This window comes from Micromonospora sp. NPDC003197 (genome assembly GCF_053590565.1).
This window is the reverse complement of sequence record NZ_JBSFTE010000001.1, coordinates 191,550-214,550: the sequence shown is the minus strand read 5'-3', so window position 1 is coordinate 214,550 and position 23,001 is coordinate 191,550. Positions and strand designations below refer to the sequence as shown.

Below are 23,001 nucleotides of genomic sequence, written 5' to 3'. Positions count from 1 at the left end.
AGCCTCCGTTGGCGACTACGTTAAGGCAGCGAACGGCTACTCCTGGTCCGCCAAACCGGTAGCGGGATCTGCCCGACAGCATGGGCAACTTCGTACCGTGGTGCGTGGAAAACGCTCCGAGACGGTGGAAGGGTGCTTCCGGGGACCGGTGCGTGGACAGTTGGCGCGGGAGGCAGTGGATATGCCCATGGCGGACGAGATTGGCCTGTCGCCGCTGCTGACGGTGGTCAGCGGCCCACTGCGGGGCGCGAGCTTCCGGCTACGGTCGGGGCTGACGATGATCGGTCGGGGTGACGAGGTCGACATTTGTATCGATGATCGCCGGGTCAGTCGGCGACATGCGACGGTCAAGTTGCTCGACGGTCGGGTGCTCCTCAACGACGCTGCCTCCACCAACGGCACCTGGCTCAACGACCAGCGGCTCTCCGGTGTCCGCGAGGTACGCGACGGGGACCGGATCCGGATCGGCGGCGTCGAGCTGCGGTTCTTCGACCCCGGTTCGGCCACGACCGACCCGGTCGGCGCGCTGAGCTACCGCTTGGTGGCCCCGCGTCCCCCGCTCGACGACGAACCGGTGGACGGCGAACCGTCCGTGGACGGCAAAGCGGTGCAGGGCGGACCCTCGGTGAACGGCAAAGCAGTGCAGCGTGGACCTTCGATGGGCGGCGAATTGGTGGACGGGCAGACCGCACGGGCGTTGCGTGCCCCCACCCAGGCGATCGCCACCCGTCCGCCGCGCCGGCTGCTGTTGGTGCTGGGCGGGGGAGTCGTGCTCGCGGGTTGGGTGACCTGGGCCTACCTGATCTTTCAGTAGGTCGATGAGATACCCCACCGCATCTCGACACCACCTGGGCACATGGCAGACTCGCCCGCATAACTTAGCGGCCGTTCATACGGCTGCTCCGAGTAAGCGGGAGGCCAGCGGTGGCACGCGAGTTCGGCAGCGTCGGTGTGGTCGGATTGGGCACGATGGGTGCCGGCATCGTCGAGGTGTTCGCGCGCAACGGCGTCGCCGTGGTCGCGGTCGAGATCAGCGAGGCGGCCCTGGACCGGGGTCGGGCGAACCTCACCAACTCCACCGACCGGGCAGTCGCCAAGGGCAAGCTCGCCCCCGAGGCGCGGGACGCGCTGCACGCCCAGGTGACCTTCGCCGTCGGTCTCGACGCGTTGCGTGAGGTCGATCTGGTGATCGAGGCAGTGCCCGAGCACCTCGACCTCAAGCAGCGGATCTTCGGCGAGCTGGACCGCATCTGCAAGCCCGAAGCCATCCTGGCCACCAACACCTCCTCGTTGAGCGTCACCGAGATCTCCGTCGCCACCCATCGGCCCAACCAGGTCGTCGGCGTCCACTTCTTCAACCCGGCACCGATCATGAAGCTGGTCGAGGTGATCCGGACGGTGGTCACCGAGCCCGAGGTGGTCGCCGACGTCGAGGCCCTCTGCGCCCGGCTCGGCAAGGTCGCCGTGACCATCAACGACCGGGCCGGTTTCATCGCCAACGCCCTGCTCTTCGGCTATCTCAACCGCGCGGTGGGGATGTTCGAGTCGCGGTACGCCTCCCGCGAGGACATCGACGCCGCGATGAAGCTCGGCTGTGGCCTGCCGATGGGCCCGCTGGCTCTGATGGATTTGATCGGCATCGACACCGCGTACGAAATCCTCGACACCATGTACCGCCGGGGTGGCCGGGACCGTCGGCACGCCCCGGTGCCGCTGATCAAGCAGATGGTCACGGCGGGACTGCTCGGCCGTAAGTCCGGGCGCGGCTTCTACACCTACGAGAAGCCCGGCTCCCCGGTGGTCGTACCCGACGATCAGACGCCGTCCTCGACGCCGGCCGAGGCCACCGACGTCGCCCGCGCGATCAACAAGGTCGGGGTGGTCGGCTCCGGGACGATGGCCACCGGCATCATCGAGGTCTTCGCCCGCGCCGGCTACGAGGTCGTCTCGGTGACTCGCGGCGCGGAGAAGTCGGCCAAGGTCTGCGAGTCGGTGAAGACCTCGCTCAACAAGGCGGTGGTCCGGGGCAAGCTCGCCGAAACCGACCGGGATGCGGCGCTGGGTCGGGTCACCTGGTCGGCCACGCTCGACCATCTGGCCGACGTCGACCTGGTGGTGGAGGCCGTGATCGAGGAGTTGAGCGTCAAGAAGGCGCTCTTCGCCAGCCTCGACGAGATCTGCAAGCCCGGTGTGGTGCTCGCCACCACGACCTCGTCGCTGCCGGTTATCGACCTTGCCATGGCCACCCAGCGCCCGGCGGACGTGGTGGGCCTGCACTTCTTCAACCCCGCCCCGGTCATGCCGCTGGTCGAGGTGGTCCGCACCATCCGTACCTCGGAGGAGACCGTGGCGACCGGTCGGGCGGTCTGCGCGGCGCTGGGCAAGACCGGCGTGGTCTGCGCTGACCGGTCCGGGTTCGTGGTGAACGCGCTGCTCTTCCCGTACCTCAACGACGCGGTGAAGATGCTGGAGGCGAACTACTCCACGACCGATGGTGTCGACCACGCCATGAAGCTCGGCTGCGGTTACCCGATGGGTCCGTTCGAACTGCTCGACGCGGTCGGGCTGGATGTGTCGCTGGCCATCCAGCAGGAGCTGTACCTGGAGTCCCGGGAGCCCGGCTTCGCCCCGGCGCCCCTGTTGGAGCACCTGGTCACCGCCGGCTACCTGGGCCGCAAGACCGGCCGGGGATTCCGCGACCACACCAACCGCTGACCCGTCAACGGGCAGCCAGCCGATGGGAAGGTCGGCGTCTCCGTGGAAATCGGAGACGCCAACCTCCCGATGGTCGGCCTATCCCCGCCCGGCCGTCAGGGCCGGACGGTGACGTTCACCGTGGCGTTGCTGGTCCGGCCGTGCTCGGTCAGTCGATAGACGAACCGGTCGCTGATGGCCTTGCCGGGGCTCGGCGTGTAGAGGACCTTCCGGTCACTGGTCACCCGGACCGTGCCGTGCTGTGGTGCGGTCACCACACTGATCTTCGCCTGCGTGGTGGCGTAGTCGTTGTCGAGCACCGCGATCTTCGTCTTGCGGCTGCCGTTGATCGAGACCTTGTCCCGAATCGCCCGAGGCGACTCGATGAACGTGCAGTCCCCGTTGCCCAGGTAGTGCCGGACCTCGTCGCTGCCGTTGTCGGTGACGATCAGGTCGGGCCGGCCGTCACCGTTGAGGTCCTGGGTATCCACCGACCAGTAGTTCTCGCCGGGGGCCTCCCGCCGGATGTGGGTCGCGACGCCGTCGTCCCGGATCACGACCACGCCACTGGCGGCGTCGCCGCAGCCCTCGACGTACGAGATGACCACGTCCATCGCGCCGTTACCGTTGAAGTCGGCGAGCTTGAACTGGGGCCACCCGGCGCACCACTTGACCGGACCGGGGGTCAGCCCGCCGCTCGCGGTGTTCAGGTAGGTGACGAACCCCTCGCCCTGGTCGGTCCACTGGTAGACGTCCTGCCGTCCGTCGCCGTTGAAGTCGGCCAGTCCGATATAGCTGGGCTGGTGGATGGCGTCGAAGCCGGCCGTCGGCTGATAGTCGCGTAGCACCAGCAGATCGTGGTCGGCCGTCGGCGGTCGCCCGGCGAACCATGCCAGCACCAGCTCCGTGCCACCGTCCCCGCCGAGGTCGACCGCGACCCCGAGATCCGGGCAGCTGATCGGGTCGGTGCCGGTGTCTTCGAGATAGGTGTACGTCCTTGGCGATTTGTAGCCGCCCCCGCGCTTGCCCAGCTCGACCTTGACCACACACCGGTCCGGCTCAACGACGCCGAGCGTGGCGCGGTCGCGTAGTCCGTCGGTGTTCAGGTCGCCGTACATCGGATCACCGACGCCGCCCGCCCATGCGGCCGGAGCTGCCCCGACAGTCACGGCCATTGTCACCACCACGACCGTTGCGGCGATGCGCTTCCCCCACATGACGCGCCTCCTCAGCGTCTCCCGTCCAGTCTCTATCTGCTGGCGCTAAGGGCGACGTTAGTGCGATTTGTAGTCATCTAGCATGTTCTGACCGTGATCTGACAAAGGCGGGAAAGCGTGATGTGGAGCGCCCCGTACCCTGGAGAACGTGAGTCCGCGTCGCAACCGTCCCCGTTCCGCAGAGAATCCGCCGCTCGCCAGCGAGCGGGCCCGACAGGGCGTGGAATCGGTGCAGTCCTGGCGCGACGGCGAGTGGCAGGTACGCGGCATTCCCGGCGGCGGGGCGATCAAGACGTACCGGTGTCCCGGGTGTGACCAGGAGATCCGGCCGGGCGTGGCGCATGTGGTGGCCTGGCCGGCGGATGGCCGGGGCGACCTCACCGATCGCCGGCACTGGCACACCGGTTGCTGGCGGGCCCGAGACCGCCGGGCCCCCGGGATCCAGCGCTCCCGCAACGCCCCCCGGCACGGCTGAGGAGCCCCGCTCCCGCGACTTGCCCCGTTGATCAAGAGATTTAGGTCAACAATCGCGCGGATCCGTGACGTAAAGCTCTTGATCAACCCGGCGGGGTGAATGTGCCTTCAGGATCTTCGTCACGCTGTTCCGGCCCCGGCTGACGCGTCGGGCGGATCGGGGCGAGACTGGGACGGTGAGCACCGCCATCCGCGCTTCCTCAATCCTGCCCGGCAACCGGGAGGACATCGAACTGCACACCGCCGACGGACTGCGTCTGGTCGGGGAACTCGCCCGACCGGTCGACCGGGACCCGGTCGGCACGCTGATCTGCCTGCATCCGCTGCCCACCCACGGCGGAATGATGGACAGCCACGTCTTCCGCAAGGCGGCCTGGCGGTTGCCGGCCCTCGCCAACCTGGCCGTCCTGCGCTTCAACACCCGGGGCACCAGCAGCCTGCGGGGCACCAGCGAGGGGGAGTTCGGCAACGGGGTCGGCGAACGGTACGACGTGGCGGCGGCAGTCGAGTACGCCGAGTTCGCCGAGCTGCCCAACCTATGGCTGATCGGCTGGTCGTTCGGCACCGACCTGGCGCTACGGTACGGCTGCGACCCGGCCATCGCCGGGGCGATCCTGCTCTCGCCGCCGCTGCGCTACTCCACCGCCGACGACCTCACGGTGTGGGCCGAGTCGGGCAAGCCGTTGACCGCGCTGGTGCCCGAGTTCGACGACTACCTGCGCCCCGAGGAGGCGCGGCGCCGGTTCGCGTCGATCCCGCAGGCCGAGGTGATCGGGGTGCCGGGTGCCAAGCACCTCTGGGTCGGTGACGCGGAGACGGTGCTGGACGAGGTGGTCCGGCGGGTCAACCCAGCGGTTTCGGTACCCCTACCGACCACCTGGGACGGTCCGATGGAGACCGGTGACGCCAGCGCCTACGCCGACCGTACGGTGGCCGCGTTCGCCGATCGTCCGGTCCCCGGACCGGCACAGTCGAGGGCGGCCGGGTCCGACCCGGAATAGCCGGCAGCCGGTCGGCTCGGGCGATGTCAGGCCCGACCCGGAGTGGTTACGGGGCGTTCGCCGGCTGTCCAGGCGAACGCGCCGCGTCCGGCGGGGCTGCGGGGATCTCTGTGTCCGGTGGGGCTGTGGGGATCTCCGCGTTCGGCGCAGCTGCGAGGATCTCGACTGGGGGCAGTTGGGACACCGGCGGCCAGCCGGACAGCCAGCTCCGCCGTTGCGCCCACACGCCCCGCCAGTAACCGGCGCGGCCAGTGAGCCGGGCACCCAATGCGCGTACGGCGATCCCGGTGGCCAACAGCGTCTGGCCGAGCGCGGCCCGGGGCCGGGACCAGCGCAGCCGTAGATAGGTCGTCTTGCCGCGTAGCACCATGACCCGTTTGCCGACGCTGGTCGACGATGCCCCGCCAACATGCCGTACCTGGGCTGATGGCACCAGCGCCGGGCCCGCGCCACGCTCTGTGGCGCGGGCGCAGAAGTCGATGTCCTCGCTGTACATGAAGTAGTCCGGGGCGAGGCCGTCGAGTTCGATGAAGAGCGCCCGTTCGATCAGCAGCAGACAACCGGAGGCGGCCGGCACTGGGCCGCCAGCCGTCCGATCCCGCTTGGGCAGCTCCTCCGGGTTGGCGAGCGGGGAGCAACGAAGCACTGTGGACAAACCGGTGGCGAAGCAGACGTACGCCCAGAGTGACGGCAGGGCGAAGACCGACCGCCCGTCGTCCGTACCGTCGGCGTGCAACGTCCGGCCAGCGTAGATCCGGTGCGCCGGATGGGCACGGGCGAACCTCACCAGCTCACCGAGTACGTCACCGACCGGTTCGGTGTCCGGGTTGAGCAGCAACAGCCAGTCTCCGGTGGCCTGCTCCGCCCCCACGTTGACCGCCCGAGCGAAGCCGACGTTGTGTGCCAGCCGGACCACCCGGACGTCCGGGAACGCGTCGGCCACGGCATTGGCCGAACCGTCGGTGGAGGCGTTGTCAACGACGATCACCTCGTACGGCACGGTCGGGTGGGACGCCCGCAGCATCGACAGCGCCCGCAGGATCAACTCCCGGGTCTGGTACGAGACGACGATCAGGCTCACCACCGGTGGGGTCATCGGGTGCCCCCGCCGGCCATCGTCCGGCTCGACTCGTCGCGCCCCCAGGTCGTACCGGCCGGAGTCCGCCGGGCCGACGCCTCGGCCAGCAGGGTCAGCGCCACGTAGCAGACCGCGGCCGGCAGCAGCCAGGGCCGGGGAAGCACCACGTGAAACAGCCAGGAGCCGCCCGAACTGGGGTGTGCCCGACCGTCCATGGTGCGTAGTGCCGCGTTGCCGGCCCGGACCCGGGCCAGTCGGCGCAGCAGGTCGCGGGTCCGCATCGGACTCTCCGACGCCGCCCTGGCCGAGGCGACCTCGATCCGCTCACCCACCCGGAAGATCGAGTCGAGGTAGAGGTCGTCGGCGAAGGTCTCCGGGAACCGCTCGAAGCGTTTCCGCCCGGCCCGGGACACCGCGATCACCCCTCGGCCGATCAGGGCGTCCCGAAAGACCGGCAAGCGGCAGTTGATGGCGTAGTAGGCGCGTACCAGCAGTGGTCGGCCGGTGGTGAGCACCACCCGGCGCGGGGCCACGGCGAGCGGGGTGGGGCGGTCGCTGATTCCGCCCAGCGTGGTTCGCTCGGGTGGCGGGTTGGCACCCGGCGGCTGCAGCGCCGCCGCGAGGGCCCGCGCGTCGGTGGTGCTCAGCTGGATGTCGGCGTCGAGGTAGATCCGTGGAAATCCGGTGGCCGCCTGGTCGCCCGCGTTCAGTGCGGTGGCCTTCGACGACGCGGCCAGTTCGAGCACGGTGACCCCGGCGAAGGAGCGGGCCACCGCCGCGGTGCCGTCGGTGCAGCCGTTGGGGACCACGACGACCTCGAACTCGCCGGGCTTGGCGTCCTCAAGGAGCCGGCGCAGGCACGAGCCGAGCACCGCCTCCTCGTTGTGCGCGGGGATGACCACACTGATCGGCCCCGAGTCGGCCCGGCCGGTCGGGGCCATGCCCGCCCCGCCAGCCGGCCCCGCGCCCGGCCCGCCTACCGGGGTCACCATGGGGCTCGTCCGGTCCGGGTGAGCAGGGGTCACCATGGGGCTCGTCCGGTCAGGGCGAGCCGGATCCGGCGGGCGGCGGTACGGCGACGCAGCCGCCAGCCCTGGTATTCGCGCAGGTCCAGCGAGGCAGCCTGGACGACCCGGGCGGAGTGGCGCATCTGCTCGGTCCACTCCGCGACGGTGGTGACACCGGTCCGGCGGGCGGACAACGGTCGACGGGCCATGAAGTCGGCGTCGGTACGGTAGATCGTGCGTGGACTGCGTGGGTCGTCCATGTGGTCCTCGCGCAGGAACGGGTGGTACCACCCGTTGATCCAGCCGTGCCGGGCGGCCCGCAGGCACCAGGTGCTGAACGAGTCGTCGTCGCCGAGCCGGCCGGTCTGCCGCACCATCTCGCGTTTGAGCAGGTAGCCGCTGCCTTGGACCCAGTGGTTGCGCAGCAGTTGGTGCCCGCCCGGATAGTCGGCCAGCTTCGCCGCGATCAGCGTCTCGTCGGCGTCCTCGTCGGGGAACCGCCAGGTGCCGATCACGCCGAACGCGGGTACGTCGTCGTGGGCCTGCCGAAGCTTCTCCAGCCAGCCCGGCTCGGGGAGGCAGTCGTCGTCGACCTTGCTCAGCAGGTCACCGGTCGACTCCTGCCACAGCCAGTTCGTCGGCGTGTTCAGCCCGGCGTTGACCGAACTGTGGTGGAAACGGTGGACCCGGGGGTGGTCCAGGTGTTCCGCGACCGCGTCGAGCGTGGGTTGGTCGGTGCCGTTGTGCCACAGCCAGACCCGGGCGTCCGGCGGGCAGGTGGCGAGCAGGTGGGGCAGGGAGAGCCGGACGTACTCCGGCCGGTCGTAGGTGATCATGAGAATGTCGATCCCGGTCACGGCGCCTCGCTCTGGTTGACTCGCTCCGCCCGGGTCACTCGCCACAACGCGCCGGCGAGTCCGAGCAGAAGATGCACGGTGAGGAAGTAGGTCGAGAAGTAGAGCGCGTCGAAGGTGAAGGCGGTGACGGCGGCGACGCCGAGCGACACCGCCAGGACGGCGGCCAGGTCCCGGTCGCGGGGACGCAGCGCGAACCGGCGGACCCGGCCGGCGACCACCACGCCGATCAGGAACAACAGGGCGAGCCCGGCCACACCGACCACCCCGGTGCTGACCAGCGTGACCAGCCACTGGTTGTCGAGCAGTTGGTAGAGCTCCGGCAGCCAGGTGCCGAGCCCTCGGCCGAACCAGAGCCGTTCGCTGATGTAGGGCGCGACGAACTCGTAGTCCTCCAGTCGGCCCTGCACGCTCGGGTCGTTCTCGCCAGCGAAGATCAGCGCCCGCAGGGTGGCGAGCAGCCCCGGCCGGACGACCTGGATCATCGCCGCGAGGAAGCAGCCGATCACGAGTACGTTGAACGTGGTGCGCAGCGGCCAGATCATGATGAACAGCAGGATGGCGGCGGCCAGCGCCAGCACCCCGGTGCGGGACAGCGAGATCGGGATGACGCTGGCCTGGATGATCGCCAGCGTGCCGTAGATCTGCCGGTTGCGCCGGCTGGTCGAAAACCTGGCGTAGTGGATCGAGACGATGAGACCGATCACCATCAGTACGCTGAACTCGATGTAGTGGCCGGCCGTCCCGGCGACCCGGACCAGGCCACCGCCGCCACGGGCGTCGAAGCCGATCAGGTCCCGCTGGAACATCAGCACCGGCGGCAGCTTGAGGTAGTTGGTCAGGTCGATCCGGAGGATGAACTGGCTCAGGGCGAAGAGTGCCATGACCGTGGCGCCCCAGGAGATCCAGCGCAGTACGTGGTCGATCCGCTTCCGGGTGAGCACCCCGTCGGCGGCGGCGAGCAACACACCGGCTCCGGCGAACGCCATGAGTACGGCGCGGTGTAGGCCGTTGGACTCCAGACCGGGCATGCCCCGCGACTGCGCGGCGATGTACGACGTACCGATGGTGACCAGGTAGATCGCGATGGCCCAGCGCATCGGCTGCCGGCCCCGGGTGACCAGCGCCGGGTGCAGGCGGCTCAACGCCCACCAGACGAGCAGTCCGAAGCCGAGCATGATGCCTGGCTTACCGAGGTCGCTCAGGGGCGGAAAGATCAGTCGGGACGGCAGTAGGTAGGCGAGGATGACCGCGATGACGAGGCCGGCGGTCGCGTCCGGAAAGTGGTGTACGGCGGGGGTGATCCCGTCGTAGACGGTGGCTGATCTCCGGGTGGAGAGGTAGGTCGGCACGTCGCCCGCATCCTCAGCGCGTTGTCATGGGGTGGTCGAGTCCTCGACCGGACCGCGGACCGTGGAGAGCAGGATCGTGTCGTCGGACTGCTGAGGCGGATTCGGGTCCGGGGCGTTGCGTGGATTGTTGGTGTCCCGGCTGTGCGTCCGAGTATCGACCGGTGGTGCGCTGGTGGCGTCGGGTCTCGGGCGCGCCGACGGGGTCGGGCTCGGCCGGCGGGGCCCGACGGCTGCCTGACCGGTGTTCCAGTTCAGCGGGGTACGCGCCGCCCGCTGGCTGTTCTGTCGCGCGGTGGCCCGGCGTCGCTGGAGGGCGTCGTAGCCGACCGCCGCCGCGGTGGCCAACAGCAGGCCGATCGCCGCCACCACGATCTGCGCGCGGAACACATTGGACCGGGACTGGGTGATGTTCAGGCCCGGGTCGAGGATTTCGGTGGTGATCTGCTCGCCGGCCCGAGGCTGGTATTCGGCCTGCTTGCTGGCGACCACCTCCTCGATCAGCTTGGTCACCGAGGTGACCGTCGCCAGGGCGCTGGCGTGGGTCGACGCGGTGACCTCGATGGTCAGGATGGAACTGCGGTTGACCAGGCCAACCTCGTAGCTCGGGTCACCACCGGCGGCCACCACCTGGGTACGCGCGTCGTGCGCGGAGACGGCGATCTGTACGGCCTGGGCCATCGCGTTCTCGCCGACGCGCAGCCACGGGTTGCCCGGTTGCGGGCTGGCGTTGGGTGCGGGTGCGGTAGCGGTGGTGGGCGGAACAAGGAGGACAGCCGCCTCGGTCTTGTATTCGGGCTGGATCGAGGCACCGAGCACGAGTGCCGCGCCAAGGGTCAGGACGATCACGGGTGCCGTGACGTACCACCGCCGAAACATGAGCTTCAGCAGGTCGAGAAGGTCCATGGTGCCGACCCCTTCGGAGGCGCGGGTGAGCTGTCGGGATTAGTGATTAGTGGGACCGGCCCGAGATCGGGGACGCGGCGTCAACTCCGTCACTGTACGCGACTGACCGGTGACCAGCCCTGTGGTGCGGGAGCAATTGGTTCCACAGTCGGATGTACGACCGGACCTGGTGGTCCCAGGCGAGTCGCTCGACGAAACGGCGGCGACCCGCTACTCGCATCGCGTTGCGGGCCGCCGCGTCGTTGAGCAACTGGTCGAGCGCCTTGGCGAACTCGTCGGGGCTTCCGGTCGGCAGGTAACTGGCGGCCGATCCGGCGGTGCGTCGCGTCTCCAACAGGTCGACCGCGACGACCGGTACGCCCCGAGCGACGTATTCCACGGTCTTTGCCATTGTGGACAGCTCGGCCATTCTGGTTGGCGCGTCCGGTTGGATCGCCAGCGTCGCGGACCGTAGCAGCGCACCCACCTCGGCGGCATCCAACCATCCGGTGAACCGCACCACGTCGGCGAGTCCGCGCTCGTCGGCGAGTCGGCGAAGTTCCGGTAGACAGTCTCCGTCCCCGGCGATCAGCAGTTGCCAGTCGTCCGCGCCGCGTAGCGCGACGAGTTGCTCGGCGGCGAGGACGGCGACCTCGACATGGTCCTGCGGATTGATCACACCGAGGTAGACGATCCGCTTGGTCCGGCCGGCCAGGTTCGGGCCGCTGGTCCAGCCCGGCTCGGCGGGCGACGCGAATTCGATTCCGCTGGCGTCGACCTCCGCGATGGTCGGGCCGTTGCGGACCACCACGACCCGGTCCGGATCGCAGCCGCCCCGACTGATCGCCAGGTCCCGGTACGACTCGTTGGTGGAGACGACCGCCGAGGCGATCCGCCAGGATGCCTTCTCCAACAGGCGCAGGATGCGCAGCATCACTGGCTTTGGGCGGCCGGTCTTGCACTCGTACAGCTCTGGGCTCAGGTCGTGGTGGTCGAAGACGAACGGACGGCCCAGCATCCGCATCAGCAGGCCGGGTATCCAGAAGATGTCCGGCGGATTGCAGGCCTGTACGGCGTCGACCCGGTCGCGCGCCATGATCCCGGCCAGTCGTACGGTGACCGCGGTCAGCGCCCAGGCGAACTCGGCGGCGAAGGAGAGCACCCCGGAACCGGCGAGTGGCTGGGGAAAGGAATGGATCCGGCTGGCCTCGGTGCCGGGGACCAACCGTGGCCGGCCCGGCCCACGGGGGCAGATGACACTGACCCGGTAGCCGGCCGATTCCAGTGCCTGACACTCTCGGATCACCCGACGGTCCCGCTCCACGGGCAGATTGACCACCACGATGACGATGTGCGGGGATCGGTCGACCATCAACTGCTCCCATCGGCTCGGCGTGGAGGGCTTCGGTGACCTGGGCCCGCGACAATGCCCTCTGCGACAATGCCCTCTGCGAGACTGCGCTACCGAGGCGCACGGAGCAAGGACGCTGATTCGCGAGTGCTGTCGGCTTGTTTACATGACGAAACCTGGTCGGAGGATTGCCTGTTCATTCGATTATCTGAATGTGAATAGGTCTATCGGGCTGCCGCATTGACGATTGTGGAGGTCAACGCACTTCGATTGTCGGTGACGAGAATTCCTGCCAGTAAAGACATGTCGCTTTCCGTGGGGTGACTGGTTAGCCTGTGCCTGCCGCCCGTGGCGGTCACCGGTGGCCGGTGTGGGCCCGTGCCCGCTCCGTGTCTCTGGAGGGGTGGAATATGCGCCTGCGCCGTACGTTCCGACTCTTTTTCGCAGTGGCACTGCTCGTCGCTCTCGTCGTACCGATGCGAGTTCCGGCAGCAGCGGCAGTGACCCTGCCCAACGGTTTCCAGGAACAGGTTGTCTTCAGTGGTCTCGAACAGCCGACGAACATCGAGTTCGCGTCGGACGGGCGAGTGTTCGTCGCGGAGAAGAACGGACGGATAAAGATCTTCGAAGACCTCGCCGACACCAGTCCGACGATCTTCGCTGATCTTTCCCGCAACGTGCACAACCAGTGGGACCGGGGGTTGCTCGGGCTGGCCCTGCCCCCCGACTTCCCTACCACGCCCTGGGTCTACGTGCTCTACACCTACGACGCCCCACCCGGCCAGACCGCCCCGGTCTGGAACGACACCTGCGGGGACGCCAACAACGGCCGGTGCATCGTGACCGGGCGACTATCCCGGCTCCAGGCCAGCGGAAACGTCATGACCGGTAATGAACAGGTGCTGATCCACGACTGGTGCCAGCAGTACCCCAGTCACTCCATCGGCGACCTCGGTTTCGGCGCGGACGGCATGCTGTACGTCAGCGCCGGCGACGGGGCCAGCTTCAGCGCCACCGACTACGGGCAGCTCGGCAACCCGATCAACCCATGCGGGGACCCGCCCGGTGGCACGATGACCCCGCCGACCGCCCAGGGCGGCGCACTGCGCTCCCAGGACGTGCGTACCACCGGTGATCCGACCGGCCTGGACGGTGCCGTGCTGCGGCTCGACCCGGCCACCGGTGCCGCCGCGCCGGGCAACCCGCTGGCCGGCTCCGCCGACGCCAACACCCGCCGGATCGTCGGGTACGGCCTGCGTAACCCGTACCGACTGGCCATCCGACCGGGCACCAACGAGGTGTGGCTGGGGGACGTCGGGTGGAACGCCTGGGAAGAGGTCGACCGGCTGGTCGATCCGACCGCCGCACCCACCAACTTCGGCTGGCCCTGCTACGAGGGTGCGGGCCGGATGTCCAGTTACGACAACGCCAACCTGAACCTCTGCGAGACCCTCTACAGCGGGGCCGGCCAGACGACGCCGTACTACACGTACCACCACAGCGCCGAGGTGGTGCCCGGGGAGAACTGCGCCCAGGGCGGTGACGCGGTCTCCGGGCTCGCCTTCTATCCCGGCTCGGGCGGCACCTACCCGGCGGCGTACGCGGGTGCGTTGTTCTTCGCCGACAATTCGCGCGGCTGCATCTGGGCGATGCGGCCGAGCACCCCCGGTGGTCTACCCGCCCCGGGCAACATCGAGGCGTTCGGCCAGGCCGCGGCGAGCCCGGTCGACCTGGCCATCGGCCCCGGTGCCGAGCTCTACTACGTCGACCTCGGCGGCGGTACGGTCCGCCGGATCCGCTACTACCCGGGCAACCAGCCGCCGGTGGCCCGGATCGAGGCCACGCCCACCAGCGGACCCGCCCCGCTCACCGTCGACTTCGACGGCACCTCCTCCACCGACGCCGATCCGGCCGATGTCGGCCGGCTGACCTACCGCTGGGACTTCACCAGCGACGGTACGGTCGACGCGACCACGCCCACCGCCCGGTTCACGTACCCGGCCAACGGTCACTACACCGCGACGTTGACCGTCACCGACACGCTCGGGGTCACCGGTACGGCGACCGTCGAGATCCAGCCGGGCAACAGCGCGCCCAGCGCGGTGGTGGAGACACCGACCAGCCAGACCCGGTGGCGGGTGGGGGACCGGCTGACCTTCTCCGGGCACGCCACCGATCCACAGCAGGGGACGGTGCCGCCGTCTGGCCTGTCCTGGCGGCTGAGCATGCGGCACTGCGAGTCGGTGGACAACTGCCACACCCACCCGCTGCAGGAGTGGCGGGGGGTGACGGCCGGCTCGTTCGTCGCGCCGGACCACGAGTATCCGTCCTATCTGGAGCTGGAGCTGACCGCCACCGACGAGGAGGGGCTCACCGACACGGTGGTGCGCCGGCTGGACCCGGAGACGGTGCAGCTCAACTTCGCCACCGATCCGCCCGGCCTGCGGCTCAGCGTCGGGCCGTCAACGGCCCTCACCCCGTTCAGTCGTACGGTGATCGTCGGCTCGACCAACACGGTCAGCGCGCCGAGTCCGCAGAGCGCCGATGGGCTGACCCACACCTTTGCCAGCTGGTCCGATGACGGTGCCGGGACGCACGTGATCACCGCCCCGGCGACGGCGACGACGTACACCGCGACCTACACCAGCGCACCGGGCTGTGCCGACGCCGCCGGCTACACCTGTGCGACGACCACCGCCCGGCCGTTCGTCCCGGCGGACCAGACGGTGCTGCCGCTGACCGGGGACGATGCCGCGACCCGGGTCGAGCTGCCGTTCGGCTTCCCGCTGTACGGGCAGACCCACACCGCCGCCTGGGTTTCCACCAACGGATTCCTCTCCTTCGTCGAGCCGGAGGGACCGTCCGCGGTCAACACGGCGGTGCCGAGCATCGACCGACCCAACGCGGCGCTCTATCCGTTCTGGGACGACCTGGTGGTACGGGACGACTCCAGCATCCGGACCGCACTGGTCGGTACGGGAGCGGAGCAACGGTTCGTGGTGGAGTGGCGCAACATCGGGCTCTACGGATCCACCTCGGCGCGGATCACCTTCGCGGCGGTGCTGGCCCCGGATGGCGAGGTGACGTTCCACTACGCGGACCTGAATACCAAGGGGCGGGAGCGGGGTGATTCGGCGACGGTGGCGATCGAGGACGGCACGGGTGCGGTGGCGTTGAGCTACTCGACCGACCAGCCCAGTCTCCGTAACGGCACCGCCGTGGTCTTCACCCCACCACCGAGTACGCCGTAGTCGCGGCGAGTCAGGTAGCCGGGGTCGGGTGGGCGAACGGAGCGCCCACCCGACCTCCCGGCCCTCCGCACCCTACTGAGTGGTCGTTAAGTGTGGCTGGTCGGACGAGCACCCACGGTCCGCCAGCTGACAGCCGACCCATCCTCCCTGCCCTGATCCTGTGACCAGGCAAAACGCGTCGAATTCGAGGGTGGCGCGGGCCGTGGGGATGGGGGCGACCATGTCAGGTGCGGTACGACGAACACTGTCAACGATGCTGGCGTTCGTCCTCGGCGGATCCATGACGGTCGGACTGTCGTCCGGCGACGAGCGGCCGGCGCAGGCCACCTCACCGGCCGGTTTCACCCAGCAGGTGGTTTTCTCGGGCCTGACCCGACCGACCAAGCTGGTCTTCTCGCCGGACGGGCGGATCTTCGTCGGGCAGAAGAACGGGATCATCAAGGTCTTCGACGGTCTCTCCGACACCACCGCCACGGTCTTCGCCGACCTCCGGTCCAAGGTCTACGACTTCGAGGACCTGGGGCTGATCGGGCTGGCCCTGGCCCCGGACTTCCCCGCCGACCCGTGGGTGTACGTCAGCTACAGCTACGACGGGGTGATCGGCGGCAGTGCACCGACGTACCACGACGCCTGCGCGGCGATCGGCAGTTGCCCGGCCAGCAGCCGGGTTTCCCGGCTCCGGGCCGACGGCAACGTGATGACCGGGACCGAGCAGGTGCTGCTGCACGACTGGTGCCAGCAGATCGAGAGCCACTCCATCGGTGACCTGGCCTTCGGGCCGGATGGCGCCCTCTACGTCACGGGCGGGGATGGGGCGTCGGGCACCTTCACCGACTACGGTCAGGCCGGCAACCCGACCAACCCGTGCGGTGACCCGCCGGCACCGGTCGGCGGGGCGATGACCCCGCCCACCGCCGAGGGCGGCGCGCTGCGGTCGCAGGACGTCCGTACCCCGGCCGACCCGACCGGGCTCTCCGGGACGTTGATCCGGATCGACCCGACCACCGGGGCCGCGTTGCCGGACAACCCGTGGGCGAGCAGCGCCGACGCCAACACCCGTCGGATCGTGGCCTACGGGCTGCGCAACCCGTACCGCTGGGCGTTCCGGCCGGGCACCGACGAGGTCTGGTTGGGCGACGTGGGGTGGCGTGTCTGGGAGGAGATCAACCGGATCGCCGACCCGACCGCCGGACCGGTGCGCAACTACGGCTGGCCCTGCTATGAGGGCAACGTCCGGCAGAACGGCTACCGGGCCGCCGGGCTTGAGCTGTGCAGCAGCCTCTACACCGCGCCCGCCGGTACGGTCACGCCCCCGCACTACACGTACGCGCACAGCCAGCAGGTCGCGGCCGGCGACGACTGCCCGACCGGTGGCTCGTCCCCGTCCGGGGTGGCCTTCTATCCGCGCAGCGGCGGCAGCTACCCGCCGGAGTACGCGGGCGCGATGTTCTTCGCCGACTACGCCCGGGGTTGCATCTGGGCGATGCGGGCCGGTGCCGACGGGGTGCCGGATCCGGCCGACATCGTCGCCTTCTCGGCTACCGCCGCCGGGCCGGTGGACCTGGTCGTCGGCCCGGACAACGACCTCTACTACGTGGACCTGGCCGGCGGCAGCGTGCGCCGCTTCCACTACAGCTCGGGCAACCAGCCGCCGGTGGCGATGGCGAAGGCCACCCCAACCTCGGGCAGCGCCCCGCTGGCCGTCGAATTCGACGCGACCGGCTCCACCGATCCGGACCCGGGGGAGATCCTGACCTACCAGTGGGACTTCACCGGTGACGGCACCTTCGATGCGACCGGAGCCACGGCGAACCATACGTATCCGACGGTCGGCACCTATCAGGCGAAGCTGCGGGTGTCCGACGCCGCCGGTCGGACGGACACCGCGACGGTGCAGATCATGGTCGGTACGGACGCCCCGGTGCCGGTGATCGACTCACCGACCGCCGCGCTGAACTGGGTGGTCGGCCAGGGGATCACGTACTCCGGACACGCCACCGACGCCCAGGACGGTGAGCTGCCCCCATCGGCGCTCACCTGGCACCTGATCAACCGGCACTGCACCGCACCGGACAACTGCCACACCCATGTGGTGCAGGACATCGCGGCCGTCGCCGGCGGCTCGTTCCTGGCCCCGGACCACGAATACCCGTCGTACCTGGAGCTGACCCTGACCGCTACGGACAGCAGCGGGCTGACCGCCAGCACGACGGTACGGCTGGACCCGCGTACGGTCAGCCTCACCCTGGCCAGCGAGCCGAGCGGGCTGCAACTCAACCTGGACGGCACCAACCTGACCACGCCGGCCACCCGGCAGGTGATCGTCGGGGCGACCACCACGCTCAGTGCCCCGGATCCGCAGGCGTACCGCAGCAGCAGCTACACCTTCGCCAACTGGTCCGACGGGGGAGCCCGCACGCACGTGGTGACCGCGCCGGAGACGGCGACGACCTACACGGCGACCTTCACCGGTGCCCCGGGCTGCGGGGACAGCTTCGGCTACACCTGTACGACGGTCGGCGGTGTGCCGTTCGTACCGGCCGATCAGACGGTGCTGCCGTTGGCCGGTGACGAGGCAGTGACCCGGGTGGAGCTGCCCTTCCCGGTCACCTTCTACGGTCAGCGCTACACCAGCGCCTGGATAGACGTGAACGGGCGGATGTCGTTCCAGGACCCGGTCCGCTCCTGGGGGGTGAACACGCCGCTGCCGGACCCGGCTGCCCCGAATGCCGCGATCCATCCGTTCTGGGACGACCTGGTGGTACGCGCCGACTCGTCGATCCGGACGGCGCTGGTCGGGGCCGCGCCGGAGCGACAGTTCGTGGTCGAGTGGCGCAACATCGGCCTCTACGGCTCGTCGTCGGCACGGATCACCTTCGGGGTGGTCATCGCGGAGTCGGGACAGCTCACCTTCCAGTACGCGGACCTGAGCACCAAGGGCCGGGAGAAGGGTGACTCCGCGACGGTCGGCATCGAAGACCCGACCGGTACGGACGCGACACAGTATTCGGTGAACCAACCGGTGCTGGTCAACGGCCGGGCGATCGTCTTCACTCCGCCGGCACCCTAGCCGGGGTGACGTGCTGCGTCGGCTGGGCACGGCGGACGGCTCGGAGCCGGACGACCACCAGCCGGCGCAGTCGCCGGTCGGTGCTCCCCAGCACCGCCACGGCGATCAGGCCGGCGGTGCCGCCGACCAGCAACAGATCCAGCAGTGGGGGTCCGGTGGCGAACCCGAGCCGGTCGGCGGCCACCGGCACTCCTATGGCGGCCAGGGCGGCCAGGACCGCCGGCCCGGTCGGGGCGAGGAACCGGGCCACCGAGGCACCCACCGCCCGGTGCACGGTGACCCAGACCGCCGCCGCGTTGACGACCAGCTGTATCGCGATCCCGGCCAACGCCACTGCGGTTGCCTGGGCCACCGCGTCGTCACTGGTCATGAGCGTGCCGACGGCGGCCAGGGTGGCCACCCCGAGGACACCTCGGCTCCACAGGATCGCGGCGAGCTTCGCTGGTCGACCGATCGCCTGGAGGGCCGGGCCGAGCAGCACCCCGTAGACGTTGACGGCACCGAAGAGACAGAGCAGTTGCAGTGGGATCTCGGTGCCGGCCCACTGCGGACCGAGGAACGTCACCAGGGGTTCGGCGGTGGCCGCCAGCACGCCCAGCACCGGCAGGCCGGCGACCGCCCCCAGGTGCTGCAACTGGACCAGATGGGCGGCGAACGCGGTCCGGTCCTGTTGCAGCCGGGACAGCGACGGCAGCGCCACCTGCTGGATCGATCGGACCGTGACGTCGACCAGCATGTCGGGCAGTCGGGCGGCGAGCCGGTAGATGCCGGTGGCGACCGGACCGAAGAAGATACCGGTGAAGATGATGTCCGCCCGGGAGCTGATCAACGAGCCGAGGCCGGCGTTGGCCGCATGCGCGGAGAAGGCCCACAGTTCCCGGATGGCACCGAGCCGGGGTCGGCGGCTCGGCCGCCAGGGGCAGACCACCCAGAGTACGACGAGGCTCACCAACGCGTTGACCAGTTGCTGACCGACCAGCGCCCAGATGCCGGCCCCGGCCAGCGCCAGCGCCACCCCGACGACGCCGCTCAGTACTGCGGCGAGCAGGGTCCGGATGGCGATCGCCCGGAATTGCAGCTCGCGGCGCAGTACCGCCTCGGGCACGATGCCCATGCCCTGGATCAGCACCAGCGGGGAGAGTGCCAGACAGATCACCGTCAGCTCGGGGGCGCGGTTGATCAGCGCCCACAGGGGACTCGCCGCCGCCGTGAGCAGGCTGACGCCCAGCCCGGTGAGGAGCAGGACGACGAAGGCGGCGTCGAGGTGTTGGGAGGTGAGCTGGTCCCGTTGCACGATCGCCGCGACCAGGCCCTGCTGGATGACGGTCTGGGCGACGGTGATGAAGACGGTAGCCATTGCCACCAGCCCGAACTCACTGGGCCCGAGTAGCTTGGCCAGCAGGAACGTCACCACGATGGAGGAGCCGACCCGGCCCGCGGTGAGCAGGTACGACCAGCCGATCGCGGACCGGACCCGACCCTGTGGCGGTGCGCTGGCCGGGCTGCTCGGCGCGGCGGACGTGGCGCCGCGCACTAGAAGGCACCGCTCGACGTGGTGGTGGCCCGGAACCGTCGGGTCAGCCGGCGTCGCCAGCGGCCGAGTCGTACCCGGATCCGCCGCGCCCACCAGATGGCGAGGAACGCCACTGCGGAGCTGAGCCGGGTGGTCAGCCGGGGTTCGCCGGTAGAGAGCATGCGCAGGGTCTCCATCAGCATCCGGAGTCGGGGTGCCCGAACCCGGCCGTCCTGTTGTCCGTACCAGGCCAGGGCGGAGGCGGGCGTGCTGTCCTTGGCCTGTCGGGTGGAGGCCCCGTGCATCCGGCGCTGGAAGAGCGGCTGGTCCACTTCGTGGATCTCGCCGAGCCGGGCCACCTCGGCGAGCAGCGTGTAGTCGGAGGAGAGGAACGGTCGGATCATCCCGGTCCGCCGTAGTGCCGAGAGTCGGAACACTCCGAAGTGGGCGTGACAGAGGCTGAGGTGTTGGGCGACCCCGGCCACCCGTCGCCAGGGCCGGTGGTCGCGCAGGTGCATGCCATCGGCGTACGGGCCGATCATCGCGCCCGCCTCGTCGATCAGCACGGTACGGGGATAGGCCAGCACCACCCGCTCACCGGCGGCGTCGAGCGCGGCCACGCAGGTGCTCAGATAGGACGGCAGACAGACGTCGTCGTAGGCCACCCACTTGAACAGCTCGCCCCGGGCCAGCTCGACGACCCGGGCGTAGTTGACGTGCCCGCCGAAGTTGCGGGGGTTCCGATAGAGCCGGATGCGGGGATCGTTGGCCGCGTACCGCTGGCAGATCTCCCAGGTCCGGTCGGTCGAGGCGTTGTCGCTGACGATGATCTCGAAATCCCGGTAGTCCTGGGCGAGCAGGGCATCCAGACAGCCTTCGAGATAGCGCTCGGCGTTGTAGAGGGGGACACCGAGGCTGACCCGGGGGGTGCCGGGAGTCACCGGGGGCGTACCGGCCATTGCGCCCTCCCGCTCAGGCGATCAGCAGTTCGGCCTCGACGCCGAGCTCCCGCAGCGTCGCGCCGATCTCGTTACGATAAGCCGGATTGGTCCCGATGACCGTGCGCGTGCCCAGCGTGGCGAGCGCTTCGGGGGAAGTCACCCGATGCCCGGTCACCGGCAGATAGCGGCCCCACTTGCGGGGGTTGACGTCGACCACCGCGGCCAACCGCCCCGCCGGGTCGGCCAGATGCAGGAACTGCACCCCCCGGGAGCCGGCCCCCCACAGCACCGGTCGGTCACCCGCAGCCAGCGCCCGGTCGATGACCGAGCGCCACCGCTCGCGTTCGGTCGCGTGCCGGTCGGCGAAGCCCGCGATCGAGTCGAGCTGGCGGTCCCGGTCGGCCGGGCCGGGCAACTCGGTGCGGACGGCCGAGGCCGGCACCTTGCTTGCGATCTCGACGTACCGGAACATCCCGGAGAAGAGCGGCCCGGTAGCCACCACCCGCCAGCCGGCCCGCTCCACGATCCGGCACAACGAATGGCCGTCGAAGTAGGAGACGTGCGGGTAGATCACCTCCCAGCCGGCGGTGGCCAGGTCGTAGCCGGCGTCCGGCACCTCCAGGTAGCCGTGCACCGGCCGGTCACCGGCCAGCTCCCGAAGCCGTACCAGGAAGCCGTACGGGTCGTCGAGGTGCTCGAACCAGTGCCGGGAGGTGACGAAGTCGAACGCCGGAAGCCGGTCGTCCAGCGGTGCCGGTCCGCTGTGGAAGATCGCGCCGGACGGGTCCGGGCCGACCGGACCGGCGTACATCTGGTCGTAGCCCACCCCCCGACAGTCAGCGACGTGGCACAGCTCGCGCAGGAACTCGCCCTGGCCACAGCCGACATCCAGCACCGTCGCCCCGCGTAGTGGATATCGTCCGGCCAGGTGCCGGACCAGCTCGGTGGAGAACGACTGGAACGCGGGGGAGTGGTGCAGGTTGGTGTCCATGGTCGTGTCGTAGACCAGGGCGGACGGGTCGAAGGCGATGTTACGGACGTAGGCACAGTCCGGGCAGTAGGCCAGCGACATGGTCCCCAACGGCGAGGCGAGCGCCTCGGCCGGGCTGCCCCAGTGCACCCCGCAGAAGACCGGAATCTCGCCCAGGTCGGCGAAGGGCACCAGCACGGTGCCGCCACAGGCGTCGCAGATCCGGGCCCCGCCGAGCTGGTCGGCCCGCCCGCCGGGCCGGATCACGCCGGCACTCCACCGGTCCAGCGCAGGGCGGAGTCGATCCGGCCGGCGGAACGCAGCGTCCGGATGCGGCGTAACCGCTGGTGCCGGTCACCGGTGAAGTCGGCCAGGGTCAGCCCGTGCCGCTGGTACGCCTCGACCAGCTCCTCGACCCCCTTGCGTACCGTCCACCGGGGCTGGAAGCCGGGGACCTCGGCGGCGATCCGGTCACAGTCGACCCGGTAGTTACGGGCGTCGGCCGAGGCGCCCCCGGCAAAGGTCACCGTCGAGCCGTCGACCACCTCGGCGACCAGTTCAGCGACGTCCCGGATCAGGTAGTTCTCGGTGCTGAGCCCCACGTTGTACGCCCGGCCATGCACCACCTCGCGGGGTGCCTCCAGCAGCGCCAGGAAGGCGGCGCAGATGTCCTCGGCATGCACCAACGGTCGCCAGGCCGAACCGTCGGAGAGCAGGCGCACCTCGCCGGTGAGCAGCGCGTGCGCGGCGAGATCGTTGACCACCAGGTCGCCCCGTAACCGGGGCGAGAAGCCGTACGCGGTGGCGTTGCGCAGGAAGACCGGGGAGAAGTCGTCGTCGGCGAGCCCGGTCAGGCCCTGCTCGGCGCGGACCTTCGAGTCGCCGTACGGGGTGACCGGGGCGAACCCGGCGTCCTCGGTCAACGGCCGGTCGTCCAGCCCGGCCCCGTAGAGGCTGCACGAGGAGGAGAAGAGAAAACGCGGCACCCCGGCCGCCTTCGCCGCTGCCGCCAACCGCAGGGTGGCCCGGTGGTTGACGTCGTAGGTCAGCTCCGGGTCGATGTTGCCGATCGGGTCGTTGCAGAGTGCGGCCAGGTGGCATACCGCGTCGAAACCGGCACAGTGCTCGGGGAGCACGTCGCGTAGGTCGAGCCGGAGCGTCGGCACCTCGGCCGGAGCCGGACCCAGCAGGCAGTCCGCGTAGAGGTCGACGTCCAGCCCGGTCACCTCGTGCCCGGCCGCTTGGAGCATCGGGGTGAGGACGCTGCCGAGATAACCATGATGGCCGGTCACGAGAACACGCACGGCAGGGCTCCCGAATTGTGATCGGAATTGAGAAGGCGAGTT

At 69.7% G+C, this 23,001-nt stretch carries 17 protein-coding genes; 6 read left to right on the top strand and 11 right to left on the bottom strand.

Annotation, left to right across the window (positions count from 1 at the left end; all coding sequences use genetic code 11):
* Positions 1-187: 187 nt before the first annotated feature.
* Both ACWDV4_RS01025 and ACWDV4_RS01020 read left to right on the top strand, forming a co-directional pair.
* Positions 188-814, top strand: a complete 627-nt coding sequence (locus ACWDV4_RS01025) for an FHA domain-containing protein (protein WP_449973793.1) — start codon at positions 188-190, stop codon at positions 812-814.
* A 110-nt stretch (positions 815-924) separates the two neighbouring features.
* Positions 925-2,715, top strand: a complete 1,791-nt coding sequence (locus tag ACWDV4_RS01020) for a 3-hydroxyacyl-CoA dehydrogenase family protein (RefSeq protein WP_449973791.1) — start codon at positions 925-927, stop codon at positions 2,713-2,715.
* A 95-nt stretch (positions 2,716-2,810) separates the two neighbouring features.
* Here the strand turns inward: ACWDV4_RS01020 and ACWDV4_RS01015 are convergent, their stop codons facing one another.
* Positions 2,811-3,911, bottom strand: a complete 1,101-nt coding sequence (locus tag ACWDV4_RS01015; protein ID WP_449973790.1) for an FG-GAP-like repeat-containing protein — start codon at positions 3,909-3,911, stop codon at positions 2,811-2,813.
* A gap of 148 nt (positions 3,912-4,059) precedes the next feature.
* Between ACWDV4_RS01015 and ACWDV4_RS01010 the strand changes: the two genes are divergently transcribed.
* On the top strand, positions 4,060-4,386 hold the full coding sequence (locus ACWDV4_RS01010; protein WP_449973788.1) for a hypothetical protein: 327 nt from the start codon (positions 4,060-4,062) through the stop codon (positions 4,384-4,386).
* Positions 4,387-4,561: 175 nt separating this feature from the next.
* Entirely contained in the window at positions 4,562-5,386 is an 825-nt protein-coding gene (locus ACWDV4_RS01005; protein ID WP_449973787.1) for an alpha/beta hydrolase, read from the top strand.
* A gap of 46 nt (positions 5,387-5,432) precedes the next feature.
* Here the strand turns inward: ACWDV4_RS01005 and ACWDV4_RS01000 are convergent, their stop codons facing one another.
* From ACWDV4_RS01000 to ACWDV4_RS00975, 6 genes are read right to left on the bottom strand one after another with little or no spacing between them, the layout of a single operon-like run.
* Entirely contained in the window at positions 5,433-6,482 is a 1,050-nt protein-coding gene (locus ACWDV4_RS01000) for a glycosyltransferase (RefSeq protein ID WP_449973786.1), read from the bottom strand.
* A complete protein-coding gene (locus ACWDV4_RS00995) occupies positions 6,479-7,456 on the bottom strand; it encodes a glycosyltransferase family 2 protein (RefSeq protein ID WP_449973785.1) in 978 nt (325 codons plus the stop codon). The genes ACWDV4_RS01000 and ACWDV4_RS00995 overlap by 4 nt, the downstream gene beginning before the upstream one ends.
* A gap of 29 nt (positions 7,457-7,485) precedes the next feature.
* Entirely contained in the window at positions 7,486-8,328 is an 843-nt protein-coding gene (locus ACWDV4_RS00990) for a glycosyltransferase family 2 protein (RefSeq protein ID WP_449973783.1), read from the bottom strand.
* A complete protein-coding gene (locus tag ACWDV4_RS00985; RefSeq protein ID WP_449973781.1) occupies positions 8,325-9,677 on the bottom strand; it encodes an O-antigen ligase family protein in 1,353 nt (450 codons plus the stop codon). Before ACWDV4_RS00985 ends, ACWDV4_RS00990 begins: the two co-directional genes overlap by 4 nt.
* Before the next feature lie 24 nt (positions 9,678-9,701).
* Positions 9,702-10,580, bottom strand: a complete 879-nt coding sequence (locus ACWDV4_RS00980) for a hypothetical protein (RefSeq protein ID WP_449973780.1) — start codon at positions 10,578-10,580, stop codon at positions 9,702-9,704.
* Between the two features lie 46 nt (positions 10,581-10,626).
* Positions 10,627-11,931 (bottom strand): glycosyltransferase family 4 protein, encoded by a 1,305-nt coding sequence (locus ACWDV4_RS00975; protein WP_449973778.1) that lies wholly within the window; start codon positions 11,929-11,931, stop codon positions 10,627-10,629.
* 389 nt (positions 11,932-12,320) lie between these two features.
* Here ACWDV4_RS00975 and ACWDV4_RS00970 point away from each other — a divergent pair, with 389 nt between their 5' ends.
* Together ACWDV4_RS00970 and ACWDV4_RS00965 are read left to right on the top strand one after the other, a co-directional pair.
* Positions 12,321-15,161: a PQQ-dependent sugar dehydrogenase gene (locus tag ACWDV4_RS00970; protein WP_449973777.1), complete on the top strand. Its 2,841-nt coding sequence runs from the start codon at positions 12,321-12,323 to the stop codon at positions 15,159-15,161.
* 253 nt (positions 15,162-15,414) lie between these two features.
* Positions 15,415-18,231, top strand: coding sequence for a PQQ-dependent sugar dehydrogenase (locus ACWDV4_RS00965; protein ID WP_449973775.1), 2,817 nt, complete (start codon positions 15,415-15,417; stop codon positions 18,229-18,231).
* Here the strand turns inward: ACWDV4_RS00965 and ACWDV4_RS00960 are convergent.
* From ACWDV4_RS00960 to ACWDV4_RS00945, 4 genes are read right to left on the bottom strand one after another with little or no spacing between them, the layout of a single operon-like run.
* The gene (locus tag ACWDV4_RS00960) at positions 18,212-19,765 is read right to left on the bottom strand and encodes a lipopolysaccharide biosynthesis protein (RefSeq protein WP_449973774.1); all 1,554 of its coding nucleotides are present in this window, start codon (positions 19,763-19,765) and stop codon (positions 18,212-18,214) included. The two genes, ACWDV4_RS00965 and ACWDV4_RS00960, sit on opposite strands and share 20 nt — an antisense overlap.
* Positions 19,765-20,703, bottom strand: coding sequence for a glycosyltransferase family 2 protein (locus tag ACWDV4_RS00955; RefSeq protein WP_449973773.1), 939 nt, complete (start codon positions 20,701-20,703; stop codon positions 19,765-19,767). The genes ACWDV4_RS00960 and ACWDV4_RS00955 overlap by 1 nt, the downstream gene beginning before the upstream one ends.
* Before the next feature lie 13 nt (positions 20,704-20,716).
* Positions 20,717-21,922 carry a methyltransferase domain-containing protein gene (locus tag ACWDV4_RS00950; RefSeq protein WP_449973772.1) on the bottom strand — a complete coding sequence of 402 codons (1,206 nt, stop codon included), beginning with the start codon at positions 21,920-21,922 and terminating at the stop codon, positions 20,717-20,719.
* Positions 21,919-22,959 carry an NAD-dependent epimerase/dehydratase family protein gene (locus ACWDV4_RS00945; RefSeq protein WP_449973771.1) on the bottom strand — a complete coding sequence of 347 codons (1,041 nt, stop codon included), beginning with the start codon at positions 22,957-22,959 and terminating at the stop codon, positions 21,919-21,921. Before ACWDV4_RS00945 ends, ACWDV4_RS00950 begins: the two co-directional genes overlap by 4 nt.
* Positions 22,960-23,001: the final 42 nt, after the last annotated feature.